The sequence below is a fragment of the Gimesia alba genome (genome assembly GCF_007744675.1).
Classification (GTDB): domain Bacteria; phylum Planctomycetota; class Planctomycetia; order Planctomycetales; family Planctomycetaceae; genus Gimesia; species Gimesia alba.
Map to the genome: position 1 here is coordinate 939,274 of NZ_CP036269.1, position 23,105 is coordinate 962,378.

24 protein-coding genes are annotated in these 23,105 nt (G+C 50.1%); 14 read left to right on the plus strand and 10 right to left on the minus strand.

The features are described from left to right. The first annotated feature begins 275 nt into the window (after positions 1-275). Positions 276-1,661 carry a sodium/glutamate symporter gene (locus Pan241w_RS03565; protein WP_145211056.1) on the plus strand — a complete coding sequence of 462 codons (1,386 nt, stop codon included), beginning with the start codon at positions 276-278 and terminating at the stop codon, positions 1,659-1,661. Between the two features lie 462 nt (positions 1,662-2,123). Here the strand turns inward: Pan241w_RS03565 and Pan241w_RS03570 are convergent, their stop codons facing one another. Together Pan241w_RS03570 and Pan241w_RS29970 are read right to left on the minus strand one after the other, a co-directional pair. Continuing rightward, positions 2,124-2,702 carry a peroxiredoxin family protein gene (locus Pan241w_RS03570; RefSeq protein ID WP_145211058.1) on the minus strand — a complete coding sequence of 193 codons (579 nt, stop codon included), beginning with the start codon at positions 2,700-2,702 and terminating at the stop codon, positions 2,124-2,126. Positions 2,703-2,850: 148 nt separating this feature from the next. Further along, entirely contained in the window at positions 2,851-3,849 is a 999-nt protein-coding gene (locus Pan241w_RS29970; protein ID WP_315940504.1) for a toll/interleukin-1 receptor domain-containing protein, read from the minus strand. A 264-nt stretch (positions 3,850-4,113) separates the two neighbouring features. On the opposite strand from Pan241w_RS29970, the gene Pan241w_RS03580 reads away from it, so the two are divergent. Beyond that, positions 4,114-4,503 carry a hypothetical protein gene (locus Pan241w_RS03580; protein WP_145211062.1) on the plus strand — a complete coding sequence of 130 codons (390 nt, stop codon included), beginning with the start codon at positions 4,114-4,116 and terminating at the stop codon, positions 4,501-4,503. Between the two features lie 76 nt (positions 4,504-4,579). Here Pan241w_RS03580 and Pan241w_RS03585 read toward each other — a convergent pair whose 3' ends face one another. Together Pan241w_RS03585 and Pan241w_RS03590 are read right to left on the minus strand one after the other, a co-directional pair. Beyond that, positions 4,580-5,359 carry an ATP-grasp domain-containing protein gene (locus tag Pan241w_RS03585; protein ID WP_145211064.1) on the minus strand — a complete coding sequence of 260 codons (780 nt, stop codon included), beginning with the start codon at positions 5,357-5,359 and terminating at the stop codon, positions 4,580-4,582. Between the two features lie 67 nt (positions 5,360-5,426). Beyond that, a complete protein-coding gene (locus Pan241w_RS03590) occupies positions 5,427-5,834 on the minus strand; it encodes a hypothetical protein (RefSeq protein WP_145211066.1) in 408 nt (135 codons plus the stop codon). A gap of 282 nt (positions 5,835-6,116) precedes the next feature. Here Pan241w_RS03590 and Pan241w_RS03595 point away from each other — a divergent pair, with 282 nt between their 5' ends. Beyond that, positions 6,117-6,653 (plus strand): DinB family protein, encoded by a 537-nt coding sequence (locus tag Pan241w_RS03595; RefSeq protein WP_145211069.1) that lies wholly within the window; start codon positions 6,117-6,119, stop codon positions 6,651-6,653. Positions 6,654-6,794: 141 nt separating this feature from the next. Beyond that, a complete protein-coding gene (locus Pan241w_RS03600; RefSeq protein ID WP_145211071.1) occupies positions 6,795-7,202 on the plus strand; it encodes a globin in 408 nt (135 codons plus the stop codon). Positions 7,203-7,555: 353 nt separating this feature from the next. Here Pan241w_RS03600 and Pan241w_RS03605 read toward each other — a convergent pair whose 3' ends face one another. The 4 genes from Pan241w_RS03605 to rph form a co-directional block, all read right to left on the minus strand. After that, positions 7,556-8,197 carry a hypothetical protein gene (locus Pan241w_RS03605; RefSeq protein ID WP_145211074.1) on the minus strand — a complete coding sequence of 214 codons (642 nt, stop codon included), beginning with the start codon at positions 8,195-8,197 and terminating at the stop codon, positions 7,556-7,558. Between the two features lie 164 nt (positions 8,198-8,361). Then, entirely contained in the window at positions 8,362-9,306 is a 945-nt protein-coding gene (locus Pan241w_RS03610) for a DUF1963 domain-containing protein (RefSeq protein ID WP_145211077.1), read from the minus strand. An 88-nt stretch (positions 9,307-9,394) separates the two neighbouring features. Continuing rightward, positions 9,395-10,036: a DUF6985 domain-containing protein gene (locus tag Pan241w_RS03615; protein ID WP_145211080.1), complete on the minus strand. Its 642-nt coding sequence runs from the start codon at positions 10,034-10,036 to the stop codon at positions 9,395-9,397. A 59-nt stretch (positions 10,037-10,095) separates the two neighbouring features. Then, complete coding sequence (gene rph / locus Pan241w_RS03620) at positions 10,096-10,836, minus strand: ribonuclease PH (protein WP_145211083.1); 741 nt, start codon at positions 10,834-10,836, stop codon at positions 10,096-10,098. A 160-nt stretch (positions 10,837-10,996) separates the two neighbouring features. On the opposite strand from rph, the gene Pan241w_RS03625 reads away from it, so the two are divergent. Continuing rightward, on the plus strand, positions 10,997-11,677 hold the full coding sequence (locus Pan241w_RS03625) for a 7-carboxy-7-deazaguanine synthase QueE (protein WP_145211086.1): 681 nt from the start codon (positions 10,997-10,999) through the stop codon (positions 11,675-11,677). Between the two features lie 15 nt (positions 11,678-11,692). On the opposite strand, the gene Pan241w_RS03630 is transcribed toward Pan241w_RS03625, so the two are convergent. Both Pan241w_RS03630 and purE read right to left on the minus strand, forming a co-directional pair. Further along, positions 11,693-12,832 (minus strand): 5-(carboxyamino)imidazole ribonucleotide synthase, encoded by a 1,140-nt coding sequence (locus Pan241w_RS03630; RefSeq protein ID WP_145211089.1) that lies wholly within the window; start codon positions 12,830-12,832, stop codon positions 11,693-11,695. Continuing rightward, positions 12,829-13,323 (minus strand): 5-(carboxyamino)imidazole ribonucleotide mutase, encoded by a 495-nt coding sequence (gene purE, locus Pan241w_RS03635; RefSeq protein ID WP_145211092.1) that lies wholly within the window; start codon positions 13,321-13,323, stop codon positions 12,829-12,831. The genes Pan241w_RS03630 and purE overlap by 4 nt, the downstream gene beginning before the upstream one ends. Positions 13,324-13,568: 245 nt before the next feature. On the opposite strand from purE, the gene Pan241w_RS03640 reads away from it, so the two are divergent. The 9 genes from Pan241w_RS03640 to Pan241w_RS03680 all read left to right on the plus strand — a co-directional run bounded on the left by Pan241w_RS03640 (position 13,569) and on the right by Pan241w_RS03680 (position 22,850). Continuing rightward, complete coding sequence (locus tag Pan241w_RS03640) at positions 13,569-14,564, plus strand: sugar phosphate isomerase/epimerase family protein (protein WP_145211095.1); 996 nt, start codon at positions 13,569-13,571, stop codon at positions 14,562-14,564. Positions 14,565-15,284: 720 nt separating this feature from the next. Then, a complete protein-coding gene (locus tag Pan241w_RS03645) occupies positions 15,285-15,572 on the plus strand; it encodes a putative periplasmic lipoprotein (RefSeq protein WP_145211098.1) in 288 nt (95 codons plus the stop codon). Between the two features lie 31 nt (positions 15,573-15,603). Next, on the plus strand, positions 15,604-16,968 hold the full coding sequence (locus tag Pan241w_RS03650) for a hypothetical protein (protein ID WP_145211101.1): 1,365 nt from the start codon (positions 15,604-15,606) through the stop codon (positions 16,966-16,968). Positions 16,969-17,007: 39 nt separating this feature from the next. Further along, positions 17,008-18,771 (plus strand): ATP-dependent nuclease, encoded by a 1,764-nt coding sequence (locus Pan241w_RS03655; RefSeq protein WP_145211104.1) that lies wholly within the window; start codon positions 17,008-17,010, stop codon positions 18,769-18,771. Positions 18,772-18,822: 51 nt separating this feature from the next. Continuing rightward, on the plus strand, positions 18,823-19,362 hold the full coding sequence (locus Pan241w_RS03660; RefSeq protein ID WP_145211107.1) for a hypothetical protein: 540 nt from the start codon (positions 18,823-18,825) through the stop codon (positions 19,360-19,362). A 191-nt stretch (positions 19,363-19,553) separates the two neighbouring features. Further along, the gene (locus tag Pan241w_RS03665; protein WP_145211110.1) at positions 19,554-20,384 is read left to right on the plus strand and encodes a tetratricopeptide repeat protein; all 831 of its coding nucleotides are present in this window, start codon (positions 19,554-19,556) and stop codon (positions 20,382-20,384) included. Positions 20,385-20,415: 31 nt separating this feature from the next. After that, the gene (locus tag Pan241w_RS03670) at positions 20,416-20,646 is read left to right on the plus strand and encodes a hypothetical protein (protein ID WP_145211113.1); all 231 of its coding nucleotides are present in this window, start codon (positions 20,416-20,418) and stop codon (positions 20,644-20,646) included. Between the two features lie 252 nt (positions 20,647-20,898). Continuing rightward, positions 20,899-22,263 (plus strand): hypothetical protein, encoded by a 1,365-nt coding sequence (locus Pan241w_RS03675; protein WP_145211116.1) that lies wholly within the window; start codon positions 20,899-20,901, stop codon positions 22,261-22,263. 68 nt (positions 22,264-22,331) lie between these two features. Beyond that, the gene (locus Pan241w_RS03680; protein ID WP_145211119.1) at positions 22,332-22,850 is read left to right on the plus strand and encodes a hypothetical protein; all 519 of its coding nucleotides are present in this window, start codon (positions 22,332-22,334) and stop codon (positions 22,848-22,850) included. Positions 22,851-23,105: the final 255 nt, after the last annotated feature.

Sequence of the window (23,105 nt, forward strand, 5' to 3'; positions counted from 1 at the left end):
ACGCACAACCGGGGCTAACGCCCTGCGGCTAATGGGTCTTTTCTGCGGTCGTAGTCCAGTAAACAAGGGCGACATCACATTGTCGGACAAGACGTATTCTTACATCGCAAACGCCGTGCCGCTCAACAAGTCGTCTGATCGATATTAATGACGCACGGCTTTCATTTGAATTCCAGTTCCCCTAACTGGTGAATCACGGGAGAGCCTGTTACGCTATTTCAAATCAGGTTTCTCATCTTAACCGTCAAGCTGAAAATAGAAACTCGCTCAACACAATGTTTGCAGACTTTGCCATCATCTCGATCCTGCTGGTGATTGCACATCTACTACGATCGCGGATTCGCTTTCTGCAACACCTGCTGATCCCCGCTCCCATTCTGGCTGGTTTTCTGGGACTGGCGGGCGGCCCGCAACTGCTGGACCTGCTGCCTTTCAGCCTGACCGCTGACGGCAAAACCGCGATGGACCGTTATCCTTATGAACTCATCGCGATTCTATTCGCCACGCTCTTTCTGGGACATCAACCCCGTCGGCCTTCGCTGCAAACGATGTTGCGAAAAGTCGGCGATACCTGGTTTTATAACTTCGCTGCCTACATCGGTCAGTTCGGGATTGCTCTGCTGTTCGGCCTGTTTGTCCTGCCGTATCTGTTTCCCGATCTGAATCCCGGCTTTGCACTCTTGATGCCCGCCGGTTTTGCAGGCGGACACGGGACGGCGACGGCGGTGAGTGAATCCCTCACCGCGGGAGGCTTTGACGATGCACTCAGTCTGGGATACACGTTCGCGACGATCGGACTGCTGACCGGTATTTTCGGCGGGCTGACATTAATCAACATCGCCACCCGACTGGGCTGGAGCCATCTGGTCAAGTCAGCTCAGGATCTTCCCGAGAGCGCCCGATCCGGTTTTCTGCCTCCTGAAGAGCAGTCCTCCATGGGAACCAATACCGTCAGTGCCATGTCCCTCGATCCACTGACCTGGCATCTGGCTCTGGTACTGGCGGCCTTCGGCGGCGCGCATGCCATTGATTATGGTTTTCGGCATGTGCTGGAAGTCAAAGTAATCCTGCCGCTGTTTGCGGTGGCACTGCTGGTAAGTGCGGTCCTGCAGGTCGTGCTGGAATTCTGTCAGCTGGGGAAATACGTGGATCGCCAGATCATGTCGCGCATCGGGTCGTCGGTCTCCGATTATCTGATTGCCTTCGGCGTCGCCTCGATCAAAATCAGTGTCGTGGTGGAATACATGGTCCCGTTGATCGTGATGTCGCTGGTCGGTTTTCTTTATGCTCTCGCCATGCTCTGGTTTCTGGGACGCCACCTGTTTCACAATTTCTGGTTCGAGCGCAGTATCTTTGCTTACGGCTGGATGACAGGCGTGGTGGGGATCGGTGTGTTACTCCTCAGAATTGTCGATCCGCAATTGAGATCCAAAACCCTGCAGGATTACGGCCTGGCGTTTGTCGGCATCTCTCCGCTGGAGATCCTGTTGATTGTCGTAGTGCCTCCACTGGTTGCCCAACAGATTATTCTCGCCCCCGCGATTGTGATCACGCTACTGGCGATCTTCTGTTTTGGACTCTCCGCCTACCTCGTCGGCTGGTTCCGCACACCCCCGGATCAGTGCCGCCCGGGCGAACAGGAAATCATCGACGAGATGTAGGGGCCGCCCTGTGTGGCAGCCCACAGGGTACGGGTTGATTTTGAATTCACGTACGAACGAAGATTTCGGCTTCCTTTGCACGCTCTTATCATGTTGTCAATCGCAAGGCGAGTCGACACCTACGTTGGGGTATGAGTAGCGAATAGAACAGAACAAACGTTTTCTCTAAAACCTCCTGCTCGCTACGCTCGGTCCGGATCCCATCCGTGCTCACTCCTTTCGTGTTTTTCGTAGTAGAAAAATACAAACTAGATCACGGTAGCGTGTGCCATCCATGAGGAAGCCGTTGAATGAAAGACGCGTTTGCTCTGTTAAATGTAGGGGCTGCCCTATGTGGCAGCCCGCGGTCTCGACGTTGTTTGTGTGTTGAGTTCCGGCGTTTGTTTCCGGTTCCGTTCAAAGTGTGTTTTGGAATTGAACGCCGTTTGGCGGGCAGGCACATAGACCTGCCCCTACAAAAATTCACTCACCGAGCGCTTTTAAAACCTCTTTCGCATTCGCTCGGCCGCCGTGTGTCATGCTGCTTTTCGCGTATTTGATCTTACCATCCTTGCCGATTACGAACGTGGACGGATACGCGGTTTCCCGTTTGGCGTCCCACCGCAGATGGTAGGCGTTCGTAAATTTATAATCCGGATCGATCAGGAACTGAAAATGGTCCGGCAGACTTTGATTGTGAATAAATTCGTCGGCACGTTTTTCCAGTTCCTTCGACGGGCCGGGATAGACCATGATCACGGTTGCCTTCGCCGCCTTCAGTTTCTTGGCATTTGTAATGAACTGTCCCACCTGCCGTGTGCAGATCGGGCATTGATAACCCGGATATCCACGCAGCACCAGCAGCACGACAGGCCCTTTTTTCAACTCATCCGAGAGTTTGATCTTCTGCCCCTTCAGATTCGCCAGTTCAAAATCCTTAGCCTTGTCTCCTACGGCGGGGAGTGCAGAATCTTTCGCTGCATGTACTTCTGCGTTAAGGATGAATAATGAAAGGACCAGTGAGAAAAGGAAAAAACGCCGTACGGTTTTGATCGTAACCATGAGAGTGGCTCCTGAGAGGGAATCAACATTAGAATGTCAAGAATACGATTACCCGAAACGGGATTCGCATTATTATCATAGCAATCCAGGCTGGCTTGGCAGCATGAAATCTGAAAATTCAGGCAGGGTGGTTCATTGCCGGCAATTTCTAAGCCGGTGCCTCACCGAAATGATCTGTCTGCAGCGCGGTAATCACGCGTTCCACTTGCGAATCAAAGGTCTTCTGATCCGTTTCCCAGCCTTTGAAATCGGCGGCCACGCGATCGCAGAGTGTCTGTTTATTTTGATGCTCCCAGTGATCGAACAGATGCTGATCCAGATTCAAAGGGAGCAGCGAACGGATGACATCAGTATCCCGTCTGTATTGCCGATCTTCATTTTCGAATGCGATCTCTATTTCCTGATTCACCCAGTCGCTGGTCAGGGAATGTTTCGAAGCACACAAGAGCACCTTGTCCCAGATTTTGAGTCCCCGATCGGTGGGAACATTCACTCCGGCCTGCGACCGCTTTTCATCCAGCCAGCAACGGATTCCTCGTGCCTGCAATGTTTCATATAATCGCAGTGCGAACGCGGCATCTTCCGGGCTATAGCTGATAAAGCAGGAAGAGGATTCGGAAGTGATCTCAGTAAAATAGTCGGGAACGCGGGCAATCATATCATCCGGTAGACCGCAACCACGCAGAAATTCGACCGGGATGTTCCCTTTGGAATTCAGGATCGTGTTGACGCCCAGAGAACTCGGCCCCCAATGAATGACGGTCTCCAGCTCCACGGCGCGGGATAAATCAACTTCGACCCAGAGCGTATTTCGCGAGTGGGCACCGTTGAAGATGGCCTGTCTTAAATTCGCCCGATGCAGATTGGCCCAGCTCAAGTCGGTTCCACTCAAATCGGCAAAGCAGAGGTCCGCCTGTTCCAGATTCGCGCCGACCAGATTCGCACCCACGAGATCCGCGCCGCTCAAGTCAGCGCCGACTAAATTGGCACCACTCAAATCCGCGCCCACCAGATTCGTCTCGGTCAGGTCGGCTCCGCTCAGATCCGCGCCACTCAAATCCGGTTTGACATCGGCGTTCTCAGTCCGCCAGCGATCAATGGCCACGGCGCCGGAGTTAAATACTTCCACATACTCAGAATTCGCCACAAACACTCTCCCCGGACCTAATGAAAATCAAAATCGGCTCCCATTCTGACAACGTAACCCAATTCATGCAATTGCCTGCACGACCGATCTGCCAACTAAGTTGATACCATGTTGGTGGGATTTCTTTCAAAAGCAGTAAAAGTCCCGCACAGATTCGCCTCTGCGGTTAATTTGTACCGAATTCTGTTTGCATCCCTGCCTGAGTGCATATAAAAGGGAAGCAGAGAAAACCGCGGATCGCAATTTCCAGAGCGGAATGAATCCATGAATTCCCAATCGAAACCAAATTTCTTCCGGCGACATCGCAGGGGCCTGGCCATCACCGCTGTTGTTCTGGGGGTTTACTGGTGGATGACCTGGACGTGGGGAATGACTCAGGTTCATCAATATTATGTAGATCTGAATCGGCAGGGTCTGCCACCACAGGCCCAAGTCTATGACGACCACCGTCCCGCGGATCTTGAAAGCAACTGGTGCCTGGTTGGATATCCTCATGCACCGTTCCCGGGGATTGTCAGTCTGGAGATTGATATGAGAGGTTGTGATATCTGGTGGTCAGCCCAGCGTATCTACTTCTTCTGGTGCCCCGGCTATCATTCCAAAGTCCCCTTCTGGGGCAGATCGGTCGCAGGCACCTACGAAGAAACGGAATGAGTGAGCCAGCAAGCCCGTTTGTGTGCTTTCGTGTTTTTCGTGGTAGAAAAACACGAAGCCGATCTCTGGTCCCGGTTTAGAGCAGCACACCAATTCCGTTGTCTTCGAGCTCCATGATCTCTCGCCAGCGGGCTTCGATCATCGCCGTGTAAATATACATATTGATGCCGTAGTTTCCTAAGGCATAGCAGTCATTCACTTCCACCAGCAGTGTTTCACCGGTAGACGTGATTCCCCAGTCCATACTGCAGGCGATGGGGCAGCTTTCGAATGCGTCCAGAGCCGCCTGCATCCGAGTCGGGTCGGGGAACGCCAGCGGATCGCCTTGATAATTCGCAACCGTTTTGATGCGTCCACGAAAGAGATACGCCCGCCATTCCGAGACAAATTCGACCACTTCCTGCACCAGGACTTCCGTCGCACCATCGACCGTTGCAGAGGGAATCAGGTCGCGGAATTCCTTGAAAACAGTTCCCGTGAATCGTTTGTGTTCGTGCAGAGGCTTCACGTGGACCGGTTGTGTAGGCACTTCTTTCTCGAACGGCTGACGCACCTCATCCAGAGTGGAGGTCCAGTGCTTGCGACCGATCCACGGTTCCAGACAGTCTGGCAGTTCCTGTAAATCAGGCAGAGAACGGTTCGCCCGTTTGATCGCTTCACGTACGGTTCCCACGCCGCCCGCAACAATCGTTTCTTCAGGATACGTCAGGAGTCCACGATCCAGAGCCCCCTCGCAGAGTTCAGGGTAATCGAAGCGCAGCATCTCATAACCCCGTTCCCAGAAGGTATACGCGATACGTTCCAGATTCAGATAATTCGGATCACCTTTCTGTCCCTGTTGCACATAGGCACGCATTGTGAACTCCAAAATATTGAAAAATTCAATCACAGGATTGAGTTGAGTTTGCTGAACTCGGCGTCACTCAGGATTTAACCTTGCCGTTAAAACCACCTTGGTCTCGAGTGGTCGTTTCATGATGATGGAAAACAACATATTGTTGTTTCATGATCTGATCCACAATTTGCTCCAGCACAGAAGAGACAGTGAGATTGTGACTACCGTGATGATTCCATTCTGCGATTGCTGAAGACAACGTTTGTGAAATCAGGTCAATCAACTCTTGCCCTTCAGTAGCAGTTCGTTTCGGCCAGGTCAGAGAATACTCCACTTCAGGAGATTCTACATGCTTATGAAGGTATACTTGAAGTTGCCGATCATTGATACTCTCTGGTTCACAACGTGACGAAAATAGATGCAGGATTCCTGAAACGACATCCTTGACCGGAAAATCTTCATCAGATCGCGCCCAATCGTCAATTGAATCAAGCAATAATATTTCCGTCAGGTAAATTTTACGATTCCAGATCTGATCTTGAAAATCAGATCTGGTGCGATGCTGCAGTGTCATAGTGTCTGTTCCTGTTTTCAGTCAGAGAGGACGACACCAGAGGAGCTGTTCGGGTTCAATATTTCATGAATCAGTCCGTTCGTGACTTTCGTGCTTTTCGTGGTAGCAAAAAACTGACCATGCTCAAAATGGCTTTTCGTGGTAGAATCACATGAACGTGAAAGAAACTTTACAAACTGACTCGATACTTTCAGCGAAAGCCCCATGACTAACTATTTGAAAATCGATCCGTTTGCAGCATCCGATCCGGAAATCGGTTGTTGGCTGTGGGGACTCGAAGAAGTTCGCAAACGAACGCTCCGTCTCGTCAGCGACATCGATCAATCTTTACTTGACTGGCGGGGTGCGGATGGCGGCGAAAATTCCATCAGCTCTCTGCTTTATCATATCGCGATTGTCGAAATGTCATGGCTCTATCTCGATCTGTTGCAGCAGGAATTTCCACCCGAAGTCAGCGAATGGTTTCCGATTCCGATGGCAGACGAAGCCGGCAAAGTCAGTCACGTGGCCGGTATGTCTCTCGCAGATCACATCCAGCGGCTCAAGGCGACGCGGGAAATCGCACTTTCGATGTTTCAAAAAATGGAACTCGAAGAATGGCGGCGGTTGAGGCCTCCCGTGAATGATCAACCTTACGAGACTACACCCGAATGGGCGGTCTTCCATCTCATCGAGCACGAGGCAGGGCACGCCTTTCAAATCTCTTCCCTCAAGGCACGCTGGAATCGTTTCGAGAAATGACTTCGTCACGACATGAATCCCACTTCAGTTCTTGATATGCATCGGAAGTTTCATTTTGCCACATTGATTTCCACTGTGAAAACTGTTAGTACAGTAACCAGTGAGCGCGCAGTGAATCATCTTGTTTCGAGTGGATAATCTATGGAAGCGATGACGCCGAAAGATCAGTTTCTGCAAAGCCTTGGCCGGTGCATGGAAAATGAAGATTTCATCCCTGCGTTTTATGATCGGTTTCTGTCAACGTCCGAGGAAATCCGTGATAAGTTCCGTCATACGAATTTTGAGCAGCAGAACAAGATGCTGCTGCGCTCGCTCCGATTAGCAGCCGGTGCCACCGCCGGCGATCCCGATTCACTGAAAGAACTCCGTGAACGCGCCCGAACGCACGACCGAGATCATCTGGATATTGAGCCCCCCCTGTATGATGTCTGGCTGGAAGCGGTCATCGAAACGGTCCAGGAATTCGACGGGGAATGGGACGAAACCGTCGAGAAAACCTGGCGCACCATCCTCGGCTACGTCATCAGCTATATGGTCAAACGGTACTAACAGTGCTAAGAGAACGCTCCGTCTATTGTTGTTTACTACCACGAAAAACACGAACGCACACGAAAAAAAGAAAAGATTGGATGGTCCCGAATGCAATTCGGGATTGCCGTAGGCAACAGGAGGTCGCAGAGACCACGCGTAATCTCGTAACAACGAATCGAATAAATAATCGTAGGGTAGATGCATGGGGCTACCCGCGGTTTCAATGTGATTTGTATGATGATTTGCGAAAGTTTTCGCTGGGTCCTTTGCAAGCACGTGATACCGGATTGAATTTCGCCAGGCGGGCTGGCACATAGACCAGCCCCTACATTTCATCTGAAAAATTTCGTGCTTTTCGTGGTAGAAAAAATTCATTCCACATCTTCCACTTTCCCCATCGCGGCTCCCACGCCGCCCAGTACCGCACCGCCGGTCACTCCCAGCGCAATCGGAATCCCAAACGCATACAGGGCGACCGGGTGAGTCGTTGTCATGACTTCTTGATTCTCGACTAACAGCGAATCGGCCCTCTGTTCAACGTTGACGGAAGAAGCCCAGCCAGCCGGAGCAAATGGACTGTATGCGAGCGAGAACCAGAACAACAGCAGCGAGCCCCCCAGCATCAATCCCGCAAACCCACCGGCGAAACCGAAGAAGCCGATCGAGGAAAAAATACTGCTCCGTTTGCCGATCGTGTTCCAGTTTCCCGGTTCCGGCGTCGCCAGATCTTTCGGCTCATTGTCAGTCTCCGCCTGTCTGGCAGCAGCGCGTTTTTTGGAAGCCCGTTTTTTTGTGAACGCTCCTGCCAGCGCCAGACCCACACCGACCAGCCAGCCGCAATGTATCCACCATTGGACTGGTTCCGTAGCAGGGGCACGTTGATGATCGGAACTGATTTCCTGAACCAGAAACGCACCAAACCCAAACAGATTGGCAAATACCAGTCCGCCGATGGCCATCGCCAATAGCAGACCATAACCCTGTGCAACTCGTTTCCCCAGCGTGAACAGCATAGAACTTCCTCCCCACAAAAATCAGTAGCAGGGGACAATTGGATAGAGTTTCAGTTCCTTCTCACCCTGATTCTAACGGGGGATACTTCCCCAAAGATCAATCTTTTTCGTGTGCTTTCGTGCTAGCAGATCACAAATATAGCTCAAGATTCTCCTGTACCGAATCAGCTCGAGCAGATCATACCATGCACTTTGGAAAAATTTTGCTTCGCCAGATCCTGCTCTCGGATCCAGAATAATAAACTACCAAAATCACTCCAGCACCAGTTGAATTGGTTATCACTACCTAAATCCAGTAGTAACCGCCAGTCTTTTTTTTGTCTGTTGGTGACTGGTTTTTCAGGATCTTGACGGTAATGAAGCACGCTTTCTCCTTTGGATTTTGCTTTCATAGCCAGATGACAACTTTCACGGCAGTCTCCATCAAAGCGGTCGTCATAATCTCCAAACAACTGGTGATTGGTTTTAAAAAAATGATGGATAAACTCGAAAATCTGATTCTCAAGCTCTTCTGTTTCACAGTCATCTGCTGCATCGTAAAGTGTATCCAGTGTCTGGATATTCAAGGAATACATAGGCTTGAAACGGAGCGATGCTTCAGGGGCAGGCCGATAAATTTCCGCCGCTGGCCTGAAGTATCCTTTCCGGGTGATTGCTTTCGGAATTTTCCGCTCTAAAAAATCTGGAAAGGAACAGCGTTGCACCGGTTTTCTCTCAGAAGGCGAAAAGGTCACTTGAAAACCGTGCGTCATCCAGTCAGTCCGCAGCGAATAAAGTTCTTCCCACATTCCCAGGCTGTCATACCAGAACCAGAGCCAGCCTTTTGCCGGCAGGATCGAACGGGGAATATGTTTTGCCGGCAGGTCACTTAAGCGAATTTGAGCCAGGAAGTGTAACGGTCGTCCCGCAGGTTCGTAGGGCCAGTCTTCAGGATCATGCAGGTCAGGCTCGCCACCAAATTTAGAACGTCCAGCAGGCAGCTTGCGTTTCACCGACTTTCCCGGAACCAGATCCACGGCCGGTAACAGCCCATCCAGAATGTGATCCTGAAATTCTTCCAGATGATAGCGTTTAATTCCACGAAGAATTTCCGGTCGGGATTTGTTCATATCTTATTCCCACTTCTTTTCGTGTGCTTTCGTGCTTTTCGTGGTAGCTAAACAATCCGTGATTTTTAATAGAGACGTCCGGTTGTACCTAGAGACCAACATACGCATTGCCGATTTCTATCACTTTACCATCCAGCAAGCGTATTCCGATACCATTAATATCCCACTCTCCAAAGGCGGTGATGCCGATTGTTGCTTTACCGTCCTTAGCAGGATTGATTCTTATTGCGGCAAAGTCGATCAGCTGATCCAGTTCGGTTCCTGAGATGATCGGGGGTAACTCCTCTTCGATATTGTTTGGGCCACCATAGAGTTCAGCTGCCTGCTGATATGCTTCCTTGTAGTCAGGATAGGACTCCTGATATTGCTGGTAAATGGCTTTGCGAACTGTGGTATGAATCTCTTTTTCATTAGTCACGAAAAAATCAAGCGCCTGCTGCTGTTCCGGAGTGATACCGTTTTGCCTGGCTTCGCAAATTTCGACAGCGACCGCGCGAGGAGATTTCTGTTCGGTGTTTCCAAGAGTGTCGTATAAGTAAGACAGCTCGACTACTTCAATTTTTGAATGACTGATGTTATCAGCACTTGCCTCCCATTGTGCGATGGCTTCGGGATCCGTCAGTTCTAACATGGAAGAGACATTCATCACATCATCGGGAGGTGGCACATCTCGGCTACAGCCTGCAGGGATCATGACGAGTATGACAACATATAGCAGAAATTGATTCATGACGTATGACTCCATCATTTGCTCCTGCTGCTGGCTCACTGTTAGCCGTAGCCAAAACCTCACAAAGGCCAGTCGGCTCCGAAGCACTCTCGTTGAATTTTCGTCAGCTGTTTGATTCCCAGTGTCGCCAGTTCCAGTTGGGCGTCGAGCATGCCTCGGTTAAAGGTCTGGCCTTCCGCGGTTCCCTGGACTTCGACGAAGTCGCTGCTGCCCGTCATCACCACATTCATGTCCACGCCGGCGGTGCTGTCTTCAATGTAATCCAGGTCGAGTACCGGCTCACCACTCACCACACCCACGCTCACCGCGGCCACACTGTCAGAAAACACTTTTTTCGGATCGAAGATTTCTCCTTCGGCCAGTTGGCACGTTTCGGGAATCGCCAACACGGTATCGAGTAACGCCAGAAAACCGCCAGTGATACTCAGCGTCCGCGTGCCTCCGTCTGCCTGCAGCACATCACAGTCGACGGTAATCGTGCGTGGTCCGAGCGCTGCGAAATCAACAACCGCCCTTAAGCTGCGGCCGATCAGTCGTTGGATTTCGCTCGAACGTCCATCTGGTTTTCTTCGTTTTCGGGGAGACGTACTGCCGGGCAGCATGTTGTATTCTGCGGTCACCCAGCCGCTCGGGGTTTCGTCGTATTTCTTCCAGGGGGGCACACTATCTTCCAGACTGGCCGTGCAGAGTACCACCGTATCACCGGCGGAAATCAGGATGCTGCCCGGGGTGGCTTTGGTATATCTCCGTTGGACTTTGATGGGGCGAAGTTGATCGTTCTGGCGGGAATCGTGACGCATGGTGCTGTCCTAAATTCTATTAAGTCAAATCGTTATCGAGGGAGTTTCAAATTTTCGTCAAAGTTACCACGCTTTGACCGTGCATTTCAATGCAAGACCTTACGCTTTCTATTAAGATAGAGATCATTGTCCGTTCTCAATTATTTCAGGAACCGTTTTCGTGCTGATCTCAGAAATCTTTCACTCGCCCCAAGGCGAAGGCAAATGGATCGGGGTCCCCTCGATTTTCATTCGCACCAGCGGCTGCAATCTGCGCTGCTGGTTCTGCGACACGCCTTACACCTCCTGGAACCCGGAGGGAGAGAAGATGTCGGTCGATGCGATCATGGAACACATCGAACAATACGATTGTGAACACGTCGTCGTCACTGGCGGCGAGCCGATGCTGAGTCACGAGATTGAATCGCTCACACTCCGGCTGCATACGATCGGCAAGGTCATCACCATCGAAACCGCGGGCACGATCCTGGCAGACGTCCACGCCGACCTGATGTCGATCAGCCCCAAACTCTCGAATTCGATTCCCGTCAAAGACCCCGAATGGGCACATCGCCACGACGCCCGACGCGATCAGCCCACGGTGATTCACGAACTGATCAAACGCCATCCGTATCAGATCAAATTCGTCGTCGACCGCCGCGAAGACGTCAGCGAGATTGAGGATTATCTGATCCGCTATCCGGAAATCAAACGCGAACAGGTCTATCTGATGCCGCAAGGCACTACGGCCGAGATGCTGGCCGATCGCATGCCCTGGATCGAAGAGGTCGCCAAACAACTTGGTTGTCAGGTCACGCGGCGGATGCACATTGAACTCTGGGGCAACGTGCGGGGAAAATAGTCCGAGCGAAGAAGCTCAGCCGTGAAAGATGGCTGCCCGCGCCTGTTGAATGCGTTCGACTGCCGCCTCGGACGTTTCTGCCAGTACCGTCAGGTGGCCCATCTTGCGACCAATGCGCGACTCCCGTTTGCCGTACAGATGCACTTTCACATCGGGAAATTGTCGTAACGCATTCCAGTCGGGCGGCCCCGCTTCCCAGTGATCGCCGAGCAAATTCGCCATCGCGGCCGGCTTGAGTGATTCAGTCGAACCCAAAGGCAGCCCGCAGATCGCTCGCACCTGTTGCTCGAACTGACACGAGACGTGCCCGTCGATGGTCAGATGCCCCGAATTATGGGGCCGCGGTGCGATCTCGTTGATCATTAACCGCTGATCGGCGGTCAGAAAGAATTCGACGCACAACACGCCGACCACATCCAGATGCTCAAACACGGCTCGCGTGATTTCCACCGCTTCCTTATTAACCGCATCTTCCAGACCGGATGGAAAGACCGAGATATCGAGAATATGATTCGCATGGTCATTCTTCATCGGCCCGTAATACGCGAATTCACCGTCCAGCCCGCGCACGCCGACGACCGAGATTTCGCACGTATAATCAATGAATGCTTCCAGAATCGTTTCATCGGCTCCCACTTCCTGCCAGGCCGCTTCCGCTTCATCGGGCGAATCGATCTTCACCTGCCCTTTGCCGTCATAGCCGGAGGTAGCCGACTTCAACACGGCGGGCGTACCCAATTCCTCAATCGCTGCGTGCAACTCATCGACCGAACGCACGACCGCGAACGGCGTCACCGGAATGCCCGCGTCTCGCAATTCCGACTTCTCGCGAATCCGGTTCTGTGCGACGTGCAGCACATGCGCGCCGGGCCGCACGGGAGCATATTTCGATGCCGTTTCCGTTGTCTCTGAGAGAACATTCTCGAACTCGAACGAAATCACATCCACCTGTTTCGCGAACTGCGCGACGGCGTCCAGGTCATCGTACTCGGCGACGACTTCGAGGTCCGCAACTTGACCGGTCGGCGTAGCGGTCTCCGGCGAGAACACGTGCACGTAATAACCCAGGCGGCGGGCTTCGATGGCAAACATCCGACCCAACTGGCCGCTGCCCAGCATACCCAGCGTGGCGCCGGGGGCGATCAACTCACTCATAATTCGGAATTTTCCAGTACGGTGTCGGTCTGATTTTGACAGAACTCATGCATCTTGGTTCGTAACTCGGGACGCGAATTGCCAAGGATGCGAATCGCCAGGAGGGCCGCGTTCTTCGCGCCCGATTCTCCAATCGCCAGCGTTCCCACCGGCACGCCTCCCGGCATCTGTACGATCGACAGCAGCGAATCCAGTCCCTGTAGCGCCCGGCTTTTGACCGGCACACCCAGTACGGGGAGTACTGTCTGCGCGGCGACCATGCCCGGCAGATGGGCGGCGCCGCCGGCGCCTGCGATGATGACTTCCAGCCCCCGTTTTTCTGCATCCTTGGCGTATTCGTTCATCCAGTCGGGAGTCCGATGTGCCGAAACCACGCGGCACTCATGCGCGACGCCGAACTGTTCCAGGATCGCAGCCGCCTCTTTCATCGTATCCCAGTCGGATTGACTTCCCATGATCACGCCCACCAGCGGGGGACTTTTGTCTGACATAATGGAACTTTCCTGTTCGAGGCGATTGGCACCGCGGGGCGGCGATTTCTTAGTATAATTGTGTTATTCCTGTTCGAGGTGGTCCCGATAATAATCAATTTGCTTACCTGATTGGAGTCTGCCATCCCCTTTTTTTGCAGGCTGCTCCCGACAAGTGCGTGTTCGTTTGACTTTCCGGGGGCTCTGGTCTAGTGTTAGAGACGATTTATTCATTCCCAGATGTGACAATATGAAAGGATCTTCTTATGGCACGCCCTGTAACATTATTCACCGGACAATGGGCCGACCTCCCGTTGGAAGAGATGTGTAAGAAAGCACAAGACTTCGGCTATGACGGCTTGGAACTTGCCTGCTGGGGAGACCATTTCGAAGTCGATAAAGCCCTCTCTGACGATACCTATTGTAACCGCAAACGGGAACTGCTCGAAAAATACGATCTGCAGTTGTTCTCGATTTCCAATCACCTCGTCGGTCAGGCTGTGCTCGATATCATCGACGAACGCCACAAAGCCATCTTGCCCGAATACGTCTGGGGCGACGGTGATCCCGCCGGCGTCAACGAACGGGCGATTGAAGAAATGAAGAACACCGCCCGCGCCGCACAGAAGCTCGGCGTTAGCGTGGTCAACGGCTTCACCGGTTCCAGCATCTGGCATCTACTCTACGATTTCCCGCCCACGCCGCGGGCCATGTACGACGCCGGCTATCAGCTACTCGCCGACCGCTGGAATCCGATTCTCGACGTCTTTCAGGAATGCGGCATCAAGTTCGCTCTCGAAGTTCATCCGACGGAAATCGCCTTCGACATTTATTCCGCGGAAGCCTCGCTGAAGGCCCTCGACCACCGCGAAGAGTTCGGCTTCAACTTCGACCCCAGCCACTTGATCTGGCAGGGCGTTGATCCCGTCGAATTCATCCGTTACTTCCCCGATCGCATTTATCACGCGCACATGAAAGACGCTTCGGTCACACTGAATGGTCGTACGGGAATTCTGACCAGCCACCTGCCGTTCGGCGATCAACGTCGCGGCTGGGACTTCCGCAGCGTCGGACGAGGCGGTGTACGGTTTGAAGAAATCATCCGCGCCTTGAACGACATCGGTTACGGCGGCCCGCTTTCCATCGAATGGGAAGACATGGGCATGAACCGCGATCAAGGTGCCCGCGAAGCCTGCCAATTCGTCAAGAACGTCGACTTCGCCCCCTCCGACATCGCCTTCGACGGCGCTTTCGGAGACTGAAACAGAGCTTCGGTAAAGATCTGTCAAAACAAACAGGGAGAGCGAAATTCGTTCTCCCTGTTTGCGTGCGCGGTTTAATGATTTCCTGTAGGTGCAGCCCTATGTAGCTGCCCGCCAGTTCCGGGTTGATCCTGGATTAACCGGCGAATGAGTTTTCCAGTTCCGTTTGTGCGGTCTGATTACGCTGTTTGTCTCCCGGCGGGCGGGCACATAGACCCGCCCCTACGCCCATTGGGTTCTCTTCCAATGAGAGCGGCCTGTGCCACCTGTTGGCTTGCCCAACAGTGATGAGGAACCTCCCTAACAGTGAGCGGCAAAGCGCTAGCTGCCGGTAAAACCAAAGATCTTGTATCCCGAAAACCAATTCATCTCAGCGTTCTTTTTTACTACCACGAAAAACACGAAAGCACACGAAACACAATCCAACATGTGAGCAGCACGGCGCCAGCCGCCGTTTTCCCAACCGCAGCGAAACGAAAAACAAATTCTACCAAATCGCCACTCACACCCCGAGATGAAAACTGGTAAGTGGTAAGGAGAGCAGGAGATGAGTAATCATTTCCCAGCAGATTCTGATCGATTCTCCGATTCAATTTTGAAATGACATTCAAAGGGCTCGTCCTCACGATTTTCTCTATGCTACACGAAATATCAAAGAATTTAGGGTTCGTAGATCCATCTCGCTGTTGAACACAAGTAACGGTTTGGTACGCTATCTCTATGAAATCTCTATTGATCATCGCAGTTTTATTAACCGGGTGTTCTGGTAATCCACAAAATACCGATGAGCCTTCCGATTCCCCTTTACGACTCGATCTGGCTGGAACCGGTCTTAGTGATGCCACGAAAAAATGCATCAACGAGAGTAAACGGGCCGAGCATGAGCCGTTTGATTTTAATGAGGGATATAAACGCCGCTACAAATACAAAGTTGTCTGTGAAGGCGTAACGTATATAGTCGATTACGATGCCGCGAGTAGTGTTATTTACGGTATCACCAAAGAATAAAGCAGGCACGCTTTATTGAGAGATCCGGGCCGTGATTAACTTCAAGTGTCCCCATTGCAATTTCGCAATCAGAGTTCCTGACGGTGCTGCAGGGAAAAAGGGAACCTGTAAGTTCTGTAATCGCGTAGTGCAAGTGCCAACGATTCAAAACGAAACGAAAGAGTCACTTACTTCTTCTACCCCCTCGAATGATTCCCCCATTTTTTTCGACTGTGATGACGTTGGATCAAATGATCGGAAGTACCTGGTTGGATTTTCTTTTCTTGTTGTATTGGCACTGCTCACATCTCAAGCGTTTCCCACACCATCCGCATGGTTGGGGCGGATCTTGTTGGTACTATGTGTCGCCTCTTTGATTCCAGTTGTTAAAAAACATTCGCTCCAGTTTCTACGAATTAATGAAGGCAATAATTGGCGAACAAATCTCAAGTTGGGTGTATTTGCTTTTATTGGAATGATTCTGATCTCTGTCAGTCAAGCTGGATCTGATCGCATAGCCGAAGTCACTCGATTGACTGAAGAGAAGGCAGAAGAAGAAGCCGTTAAAAAAGCAGAACTTCAACGCTTGACAAAAAAAGCGAATGAAAGAGTGGTCTCTGCTGTGAAAACGGCAGAAATTTACTGGCAATACGATAACAGCTCTAAAGTTGAAGAGACCCTTGTTTCAGCTGGCAACATTCCACATGCAACAAACTTTCAACCAATCCAGGAACTTCGTAACCGGATGGCCGACGCTCAAGTCAAAGATTTGGTTTCAGAAGCCACAGAATTGATAAAAGCGGGAAATATCGACAAGGGAAGAGAAGTGGTTTTAAAAGCTCTTGCTGTGCCGCATGCAAGCAGTGTTTCCCAAGTCAAAAAGTTGGACAATCACATACTCAACGCTACAGACGCAAAGTATAACAAAAGCCGGGTCTTGAAACTATCAGACGCAGAGTTTCAGGAATTACAAAAAAGTGGTCAGCTTCCACAACAGTTCATATCGGGGTTTCAAGAACTCGATACGCGTATTGCCCAGCTTGCGGAAGTTCATGTTAAGGAAATTGTCTCTCAACGTAAACGCGAACTGGAACGAAGGGAGCGTGAGCGACTCGCTGCAATTGCCGCTCAAAAAGCAAGTGAAGAGAAGAGACTTCTCGAGCTTGCTGCTGCTAAAGAAAAAATGCAGATAGCCCGTAAGAATAAAGAAGAGGCGTTAAATTCTCGAGATGGGTCACATGGAACAAAGGCGAGTGTGCCAATTAACCAACCCGATTCTGTGACCGTCTATATTACAAATACAGGAACGAAGTATCATCGAGGCAGTTGCCGTCATTTAAAGAAGAGTAAAATTGCGATCACCCTGGAAAGAGCGAGGGCTCAATATTCACCCTGTAAAGTGTGTAATCCTCCTTAGTAGCAGAAATACCATTTTAATTCTTTGCCTCTTTGTACAATGCCTCACAAGCAACAAGGATCTACTACCATAGACACTAAATTAGACTTAGATCAGTTTTCACTAAAAATTGCAAACTTCAAGTGCTTCGGAGATACACCGCAGGGCTTTGACCGAATCAAACCATTCAATTTGATCATAGGAAAGAATAATTCTGGCAAGTCCTCTCTGCTTGATATTATGCCTTGTCTTGTCACAAATAATTTTGAGTTCTTACCAATTTTATGGCACCATCATGATTCACCTGGAATATTCGCAAAACAAACAATTCCAAGTGAGCTTTTGGAAAAGCATGTACGAAAATATGCGAGGAAAATTAGTAACAATTCTAGTTATGAAAACCGTATGATGCAGAAGTATGAAGGCGCTGTTATTGAGTGGCGGATGGGGGGCCTGTCAGATGAATGTACCGTTGAAAGCGAAAACCCCAAATTTCAGCAAATTAACTGGATGTTAGATAGTTTTATTTCACAGGATGATTTTGAACGTGAATTAAGCAAAGCTATGACAAACCCTTTTGCAAATCGAGAATTCCAACGCATTACGGCTGAGCGAAACATAATACCTGAACCTGATAGCGGAGATATAAAAAAACTTGTCAAAAGCGATGGTTCAGGTGTAACGACCATAATTCAGAAATATATAACTAAATCAAACTTGCCACGTGATTTAATTAAGATCACGCTTTTGTTTCACTTGAATCAAATTTTCGCCCCTGATTTAAAATTTACAGATATCGATTGTCAGCAACATGAAGATACAAAATGGGAAATTTATTTACATGAAGAACATAAAGGGCTTATTCCTCTTTCCCAATCTGGTAGCGGTCTTAAAACAATTATCATTGTACTTGTTAACATATTGTTAATGCCACAAGTCAAGAATAAAGACCCCAGTGTATTCATTTATGGGTTTGAAGAATTAGAGAACAACTTGCACCCGGCTTTATTACGAAATCTGCTTCTCTATCTATTTGAACATGCTAAAAAAACAGGTGCACTTTTTTTCTTAACTACCCACTCCAATGTGGCAATTGATTCCTTTAGCCATAATAAAGACGCACAAATTATCCATGTTACTCATAATGGGCAAGAAGCTCTGTGCCGCACGGTAAAGACATATGTTGAAAACCAGGGAGTTCTAGACGATCTTGATGTGCGTGCGAGTGACCTCTTACAATCAAATTGTGTAATTTGGGTGGAGGGGCCATCAGACAGAACGTACATTAACAGGTGGATTGATCTATTTACCGATGGAAATCTTAAAGAAGGGTTTCACTTTCAGTGTGTTTTTTATGGAGGTAAGTTACTTTCTCATCTTTCATCGGATTCACCTGATGAAATTGAAGAAAGGATTGCCCTACTTAGAGTGAATCGAAAATGTTGTTTAGTGATGGATAGTGATAAGAAGTCGGCTAGAGCACATATAAATAAAACCAAAAAACGGCTAAGAGAAGAGATCGATGAAACAGAAGGGTTCTCTTGGGTCACAAATGGAAGAGAGATCGAAAACTATTTACCAGTTTCATCCATTAAAAAGCTCTTGGGAGTGAATGCAAATCAAGTAGAGAGATACGAAAAATTTCTAGAATATTTGGATGCTACAAAAAAAGGTTCAGGTAAACTACTAAAATCAAAAGCAGCATTTTCTGAGTCGATTGTTCCACTTTTAGACAAGAGTGATTGCTTTTCAGTCCTTGATCTCGAAGAGCAAATTAGTGAACTGTGCAAATTCATCAAAAAATGCAATGGCATAGAAACCTAATAGGGCAAATACAAGGTTCCAGAAACCAAAAACACATGAATTGAGTAAACCGTGGCTAACATCCATTATCATTTCTATCCTCGGACGGAACCGCCGCCCGACTTTGTAACTCAAATTATTTCTGCTTTTGAGAAACATTTTTCAGGAATATCTACTGTTCAATTAAATAAGGGACTCACTAGTGACGAAGTGCTCGCAAAAATACGTCCCGATTTGATAGAAATTGGTTTCGAAGTCGAGAGTGGAAAGACTCGAGATCAAAAAATCGAACGCCCAGTATTCTATGGTGAACAAGGGCAACCAACTCTGAAATATGAAATAGATGCGTATCATTCTGGTTGGCGTTGCGGTCTCGAAGTGGAAGCAGGAAGAGCATGGATGGGAAATGCTGTTTACCGTGATTTAGTGCAAGCTATGGTCATGGTTCAAGTAGATGTTCTGGCACTCGCTGTTCCTCTTAGTTACAAATACAAATCTAGTGGTCGAGAGACCTCCAGTAGTGATTTCTTTAATACCAGAAACGTTGCCGAAGCATTATTCGGACATTCTCGTTTTACCTTGCCGTATAAATTATTGCTCATTGGTTATTGAAAAGAAAAAACTCGAAGCATTCAAATGAATTAAATGTTCCAGGAACCAAAGCCGCTTCGGTTCCATCAGCATCCCCGTTCGGAGTGCACCATCCCCACCCGAACGGACTTTTTTCTTGTGCAACTTGCCAGCGATTTGTATGGTATACGAACACATTGATCTTGGTCCCCGGCGCTGGAGGGTGAGAGTAAATGGCAGAGACTCCCGATGAAGTGGAAGATGTGTTCCTGAATTTTCTGGGGGACGATCCCAAGTCACCCCGGCAGATTCGGACGCAGATGACGAAGCAGATTGCTAAGGACAAGAAGTCGGCCAAAGCCTGGACGGCTCGTGCCTGGGCGCATTATGAGTTGGATGATTTCGACGACGCTGTCGCTGACGCGACGCAGGCGATTGCCCTGTGTCCCCAGTCCTATCTTCCCTGGTACGTGCGCGGCGCGTCGTACTTTTGCACCGGGCAGACGGACGAAGCGGAAGCGGATTTGAGTGAGGCGATTCGTCTGGCGGACAGTGTCAAACTGTTTCTGGAAGACGCTTATCGGTATCGCGGCGGGATTCGCTGTGATGACAATCGGACCGAAGAAGCGATCAAAGATTTGAACAAGTGTCTGAAAATTCGCCCGGATGATTCGCAAGCTTTTGGGTTTCGGGGCATCGCGTATTGCCGAAAACAGAACTACCGCAAAGCGATTCAGGACTTCGAAAAGGCGATTTCGCTGGCAGACGATTATCCGTTCCCCCTGTCAGCGCTGGCCTGGCTCCTGGCGACCTGCCCGGACAAAAAAATTTGCGACGGCGCGCGGGCTCTGGAATTAGCCGAGCTGGCGAATGACCTTTCGGGAAACGAACACCTCGAAGATCTGGCAGCGGCGTATGCAGAAGTCGGCGACTTTAAAAATGCAGTCAAGACTCAGAAGCGCGCGATCAAGCAGTGCCAGGACCCTCAGGAAAAAGCCAAGTTCGAGAAACGCCTCAAACTGTTTGAATCCGGGCAACCCCATCACGCGCTGTGGGGTGAGTAACAGCAAATCAAGGTTTCAGGACTTGAACCAGATGGCTGCAATCCCTGTCAGGAAAACGGTGGCTGGTGCCGGGCTGCTCACAAATCAGAGCCATTCACTTTTCACTGTTGGGCAAGCCAACAGCGCCACCCGCCGCCTGCAAATCACAAACATGGTTGAGGTCTTGTTTGAGTGTTTCGATCATGTCTATTTTGTTTCCTTTCGTGGATTCTTCAATCGTGCGAATGATGATACCATGCAAATAATCGTTTCAGGAACATGAAACAGCATTGCGGAAAGATTGAGGAACAGCAACCAGAGCCCCACACCGGCGGCTAGCGCCGACCCGCTTACTTTTCGTGTCTTTCGTGGTAGTGAAACATGAATTCACTGACCTGCCTCAATCAGTGCTTTTCTCAGTATTTAATCCTTAACTCCTGTGGTGAAACTGATTAAGCTTTATGAACGATGTGTTTTTCTTATCATGGAATCGCCTGTATTTATACCACTTTGAGTTTCTTATCTGGGGCATCAAATGAAATCGGTTTCGCTGTTACTGTTGAACGTTTTGTTGTTGTGTCTGTTATTGACGGGGGCGGCTGAGGCGCAAGGGCTTTCTCATCCGCGTACGTTGTACAAGCAGATTCATTACTGGCCGGCGACCGTGGTGGCTCGACCGTTGTCAGAATCGGTGCCGGGGGAGAAGTCAGCGCAGGCGGAAGTCGTGCGTGTTGTCAAAGACCTGTCCGGGAAGTTGAAAACCGGCGACAAAATTCTGATCGGCAAGTCGGTTGGTACGAAAGCCGATTCACTGCAACTGGTCGTCACCAGCAGTCTCAAGCCGGACGCCCAATGGTATTTACCCTTTGGAATTTCTCCCGAGGGGATCTCTGAAGCCGTCGTGGAGTATGTGACGGATTTTCCGGAGAAGGGTGCCGATTTTGAGGACCAGTTTCAGTATCAGCTGAAATACCTGGAACACGCCGATCCGGTGATTGCCAACGATGCGTTGTTGCACCTCTTTGCAGGTTCCCTGCCGGATGGAAAAACGAAATTGGAATATCTCAAAGACCACGCCGATCAGCTACCGGCTGAGAAATTACGAAAATGGGTCGCCGATCAATCGATTCCGTCACAGCGCCGTGACCCCTATAAATTGCTGTTCTCTTTTTGTGGAACGCCTGACGATGCATCGTTGCTCAAGCCGACCGCGACGGACGAAATTTCGGCAATGGGAGTCGCTGCCTGGCTGATTTTGTCTGGCACCAAAGGACTGACTTATCTGGATCAACAGCTGATCGAAAATCGTGAGACGCCTCCGGTTCAATTGATGAAGATCAGCGCTGCTCTGCCGACGGTTTATCGACTGGATAATGCGATTCCGCTGGAAGCGCTCTGGAAAACGAATCGGTTGATTTTGCAACGACCCGGTGCCGCCGCCTTTGCCATCATTACAGGCAGTGCCCTCGGCGACTGGTCGCTTTTGGATCAGCTGATGCAGTTATTTGAAACATTAAGCGAGCAGGAAAAAAAGAATCCGGTTCCCAAAACGGTTGACGATCAGTTACGAGAGCAGATTAAGGACGACTGGCAAGGATTGCTGGGCCCCCCCTCTAACGGGGGACAATGGTTGACGAACCTGGGCCGCGACCTGACGCACCGAAAAATCAGACCACGGGGTACAAAACAGGAGCCGACGGAAGAGTATAACATTCCCGTCGCTCGTGAATTTATTGTGGTGTATATGCTCAGTTGCGTGAACTCGGACAAAATGAAAAATGCGGAAAACCTCCCCGAGCCGACGAAACTGCAACTGCTCAAAGCGCGCAGTTATCTCAAACATATTAAAGACATCGACCCCAAATTGGTTGCACGGGTCGAGTCGAAACACAAATTTTAAGTGCGGCAGCTTCTATCAGAACGAACACTCTCTAAAACACCGAATATCGATATCAACAAGGAATATTAATGAGCACTCTGGAACAACGTCTGGAAAATCTGGAACGACGAAATTCACAGTTGCAGGCTGTCATTTGCCTGATCCTCATTCTGGCGGTTCTCGCCTGGTTTTATGAGGTCTCTCTCCGCGACGCACTCGCTTCGCAAGTCGCTCACCAGAACGAGATCCCCCCAATCGTCAAAACGCGGCTGCTGCAGGTGGTCGATGAATCGGGAAAGGTCGTCTGGGAAGCAGGAGCTTCAGAGCAGGGGGGCGATATGACGATTTTCAATCAAAAGCGACAACCAGTCTATCGTGCAGAAGCCAACAGCGATGGTTGTACGGTGCAGTTGAATTCCCCGGACGGTTATGTGCGCGCTCTGCTGGCAAGTCGCGCGGAGGATGGCGGAATTTCCATTCTCAATGACAAGGCCAAACCGATTGTCATGCTGTATGGCTATAAGTCTGCAGGAAACGTAATGATTCAGGGGAAGGAAGAATCTGAGCGGGTGCATCTTGCTCCGAAACAAGACGAGGCAGGCAAATAAATGGTCATTACTTTTTTGTGTTGGGAAACCGGCTGTTAGTGCCGATCCGCTTACTGGGTGTTTTTTTCGTGTGGTTTCGTGTTTTTCGTGGTAGAAAAATACGGTGGGATTGGGCACTCTCTTAACACTGTTGGGCAAGCCAACAGTGCCACCCGCCATGGTAGAAAAATACGGTAGGATGGGGCGATCTCTTCACACTGTTGGGCAAGCCAACAGTGGCACACACCGGTCTAAGTAGCAAGCCAACAGTAGCAC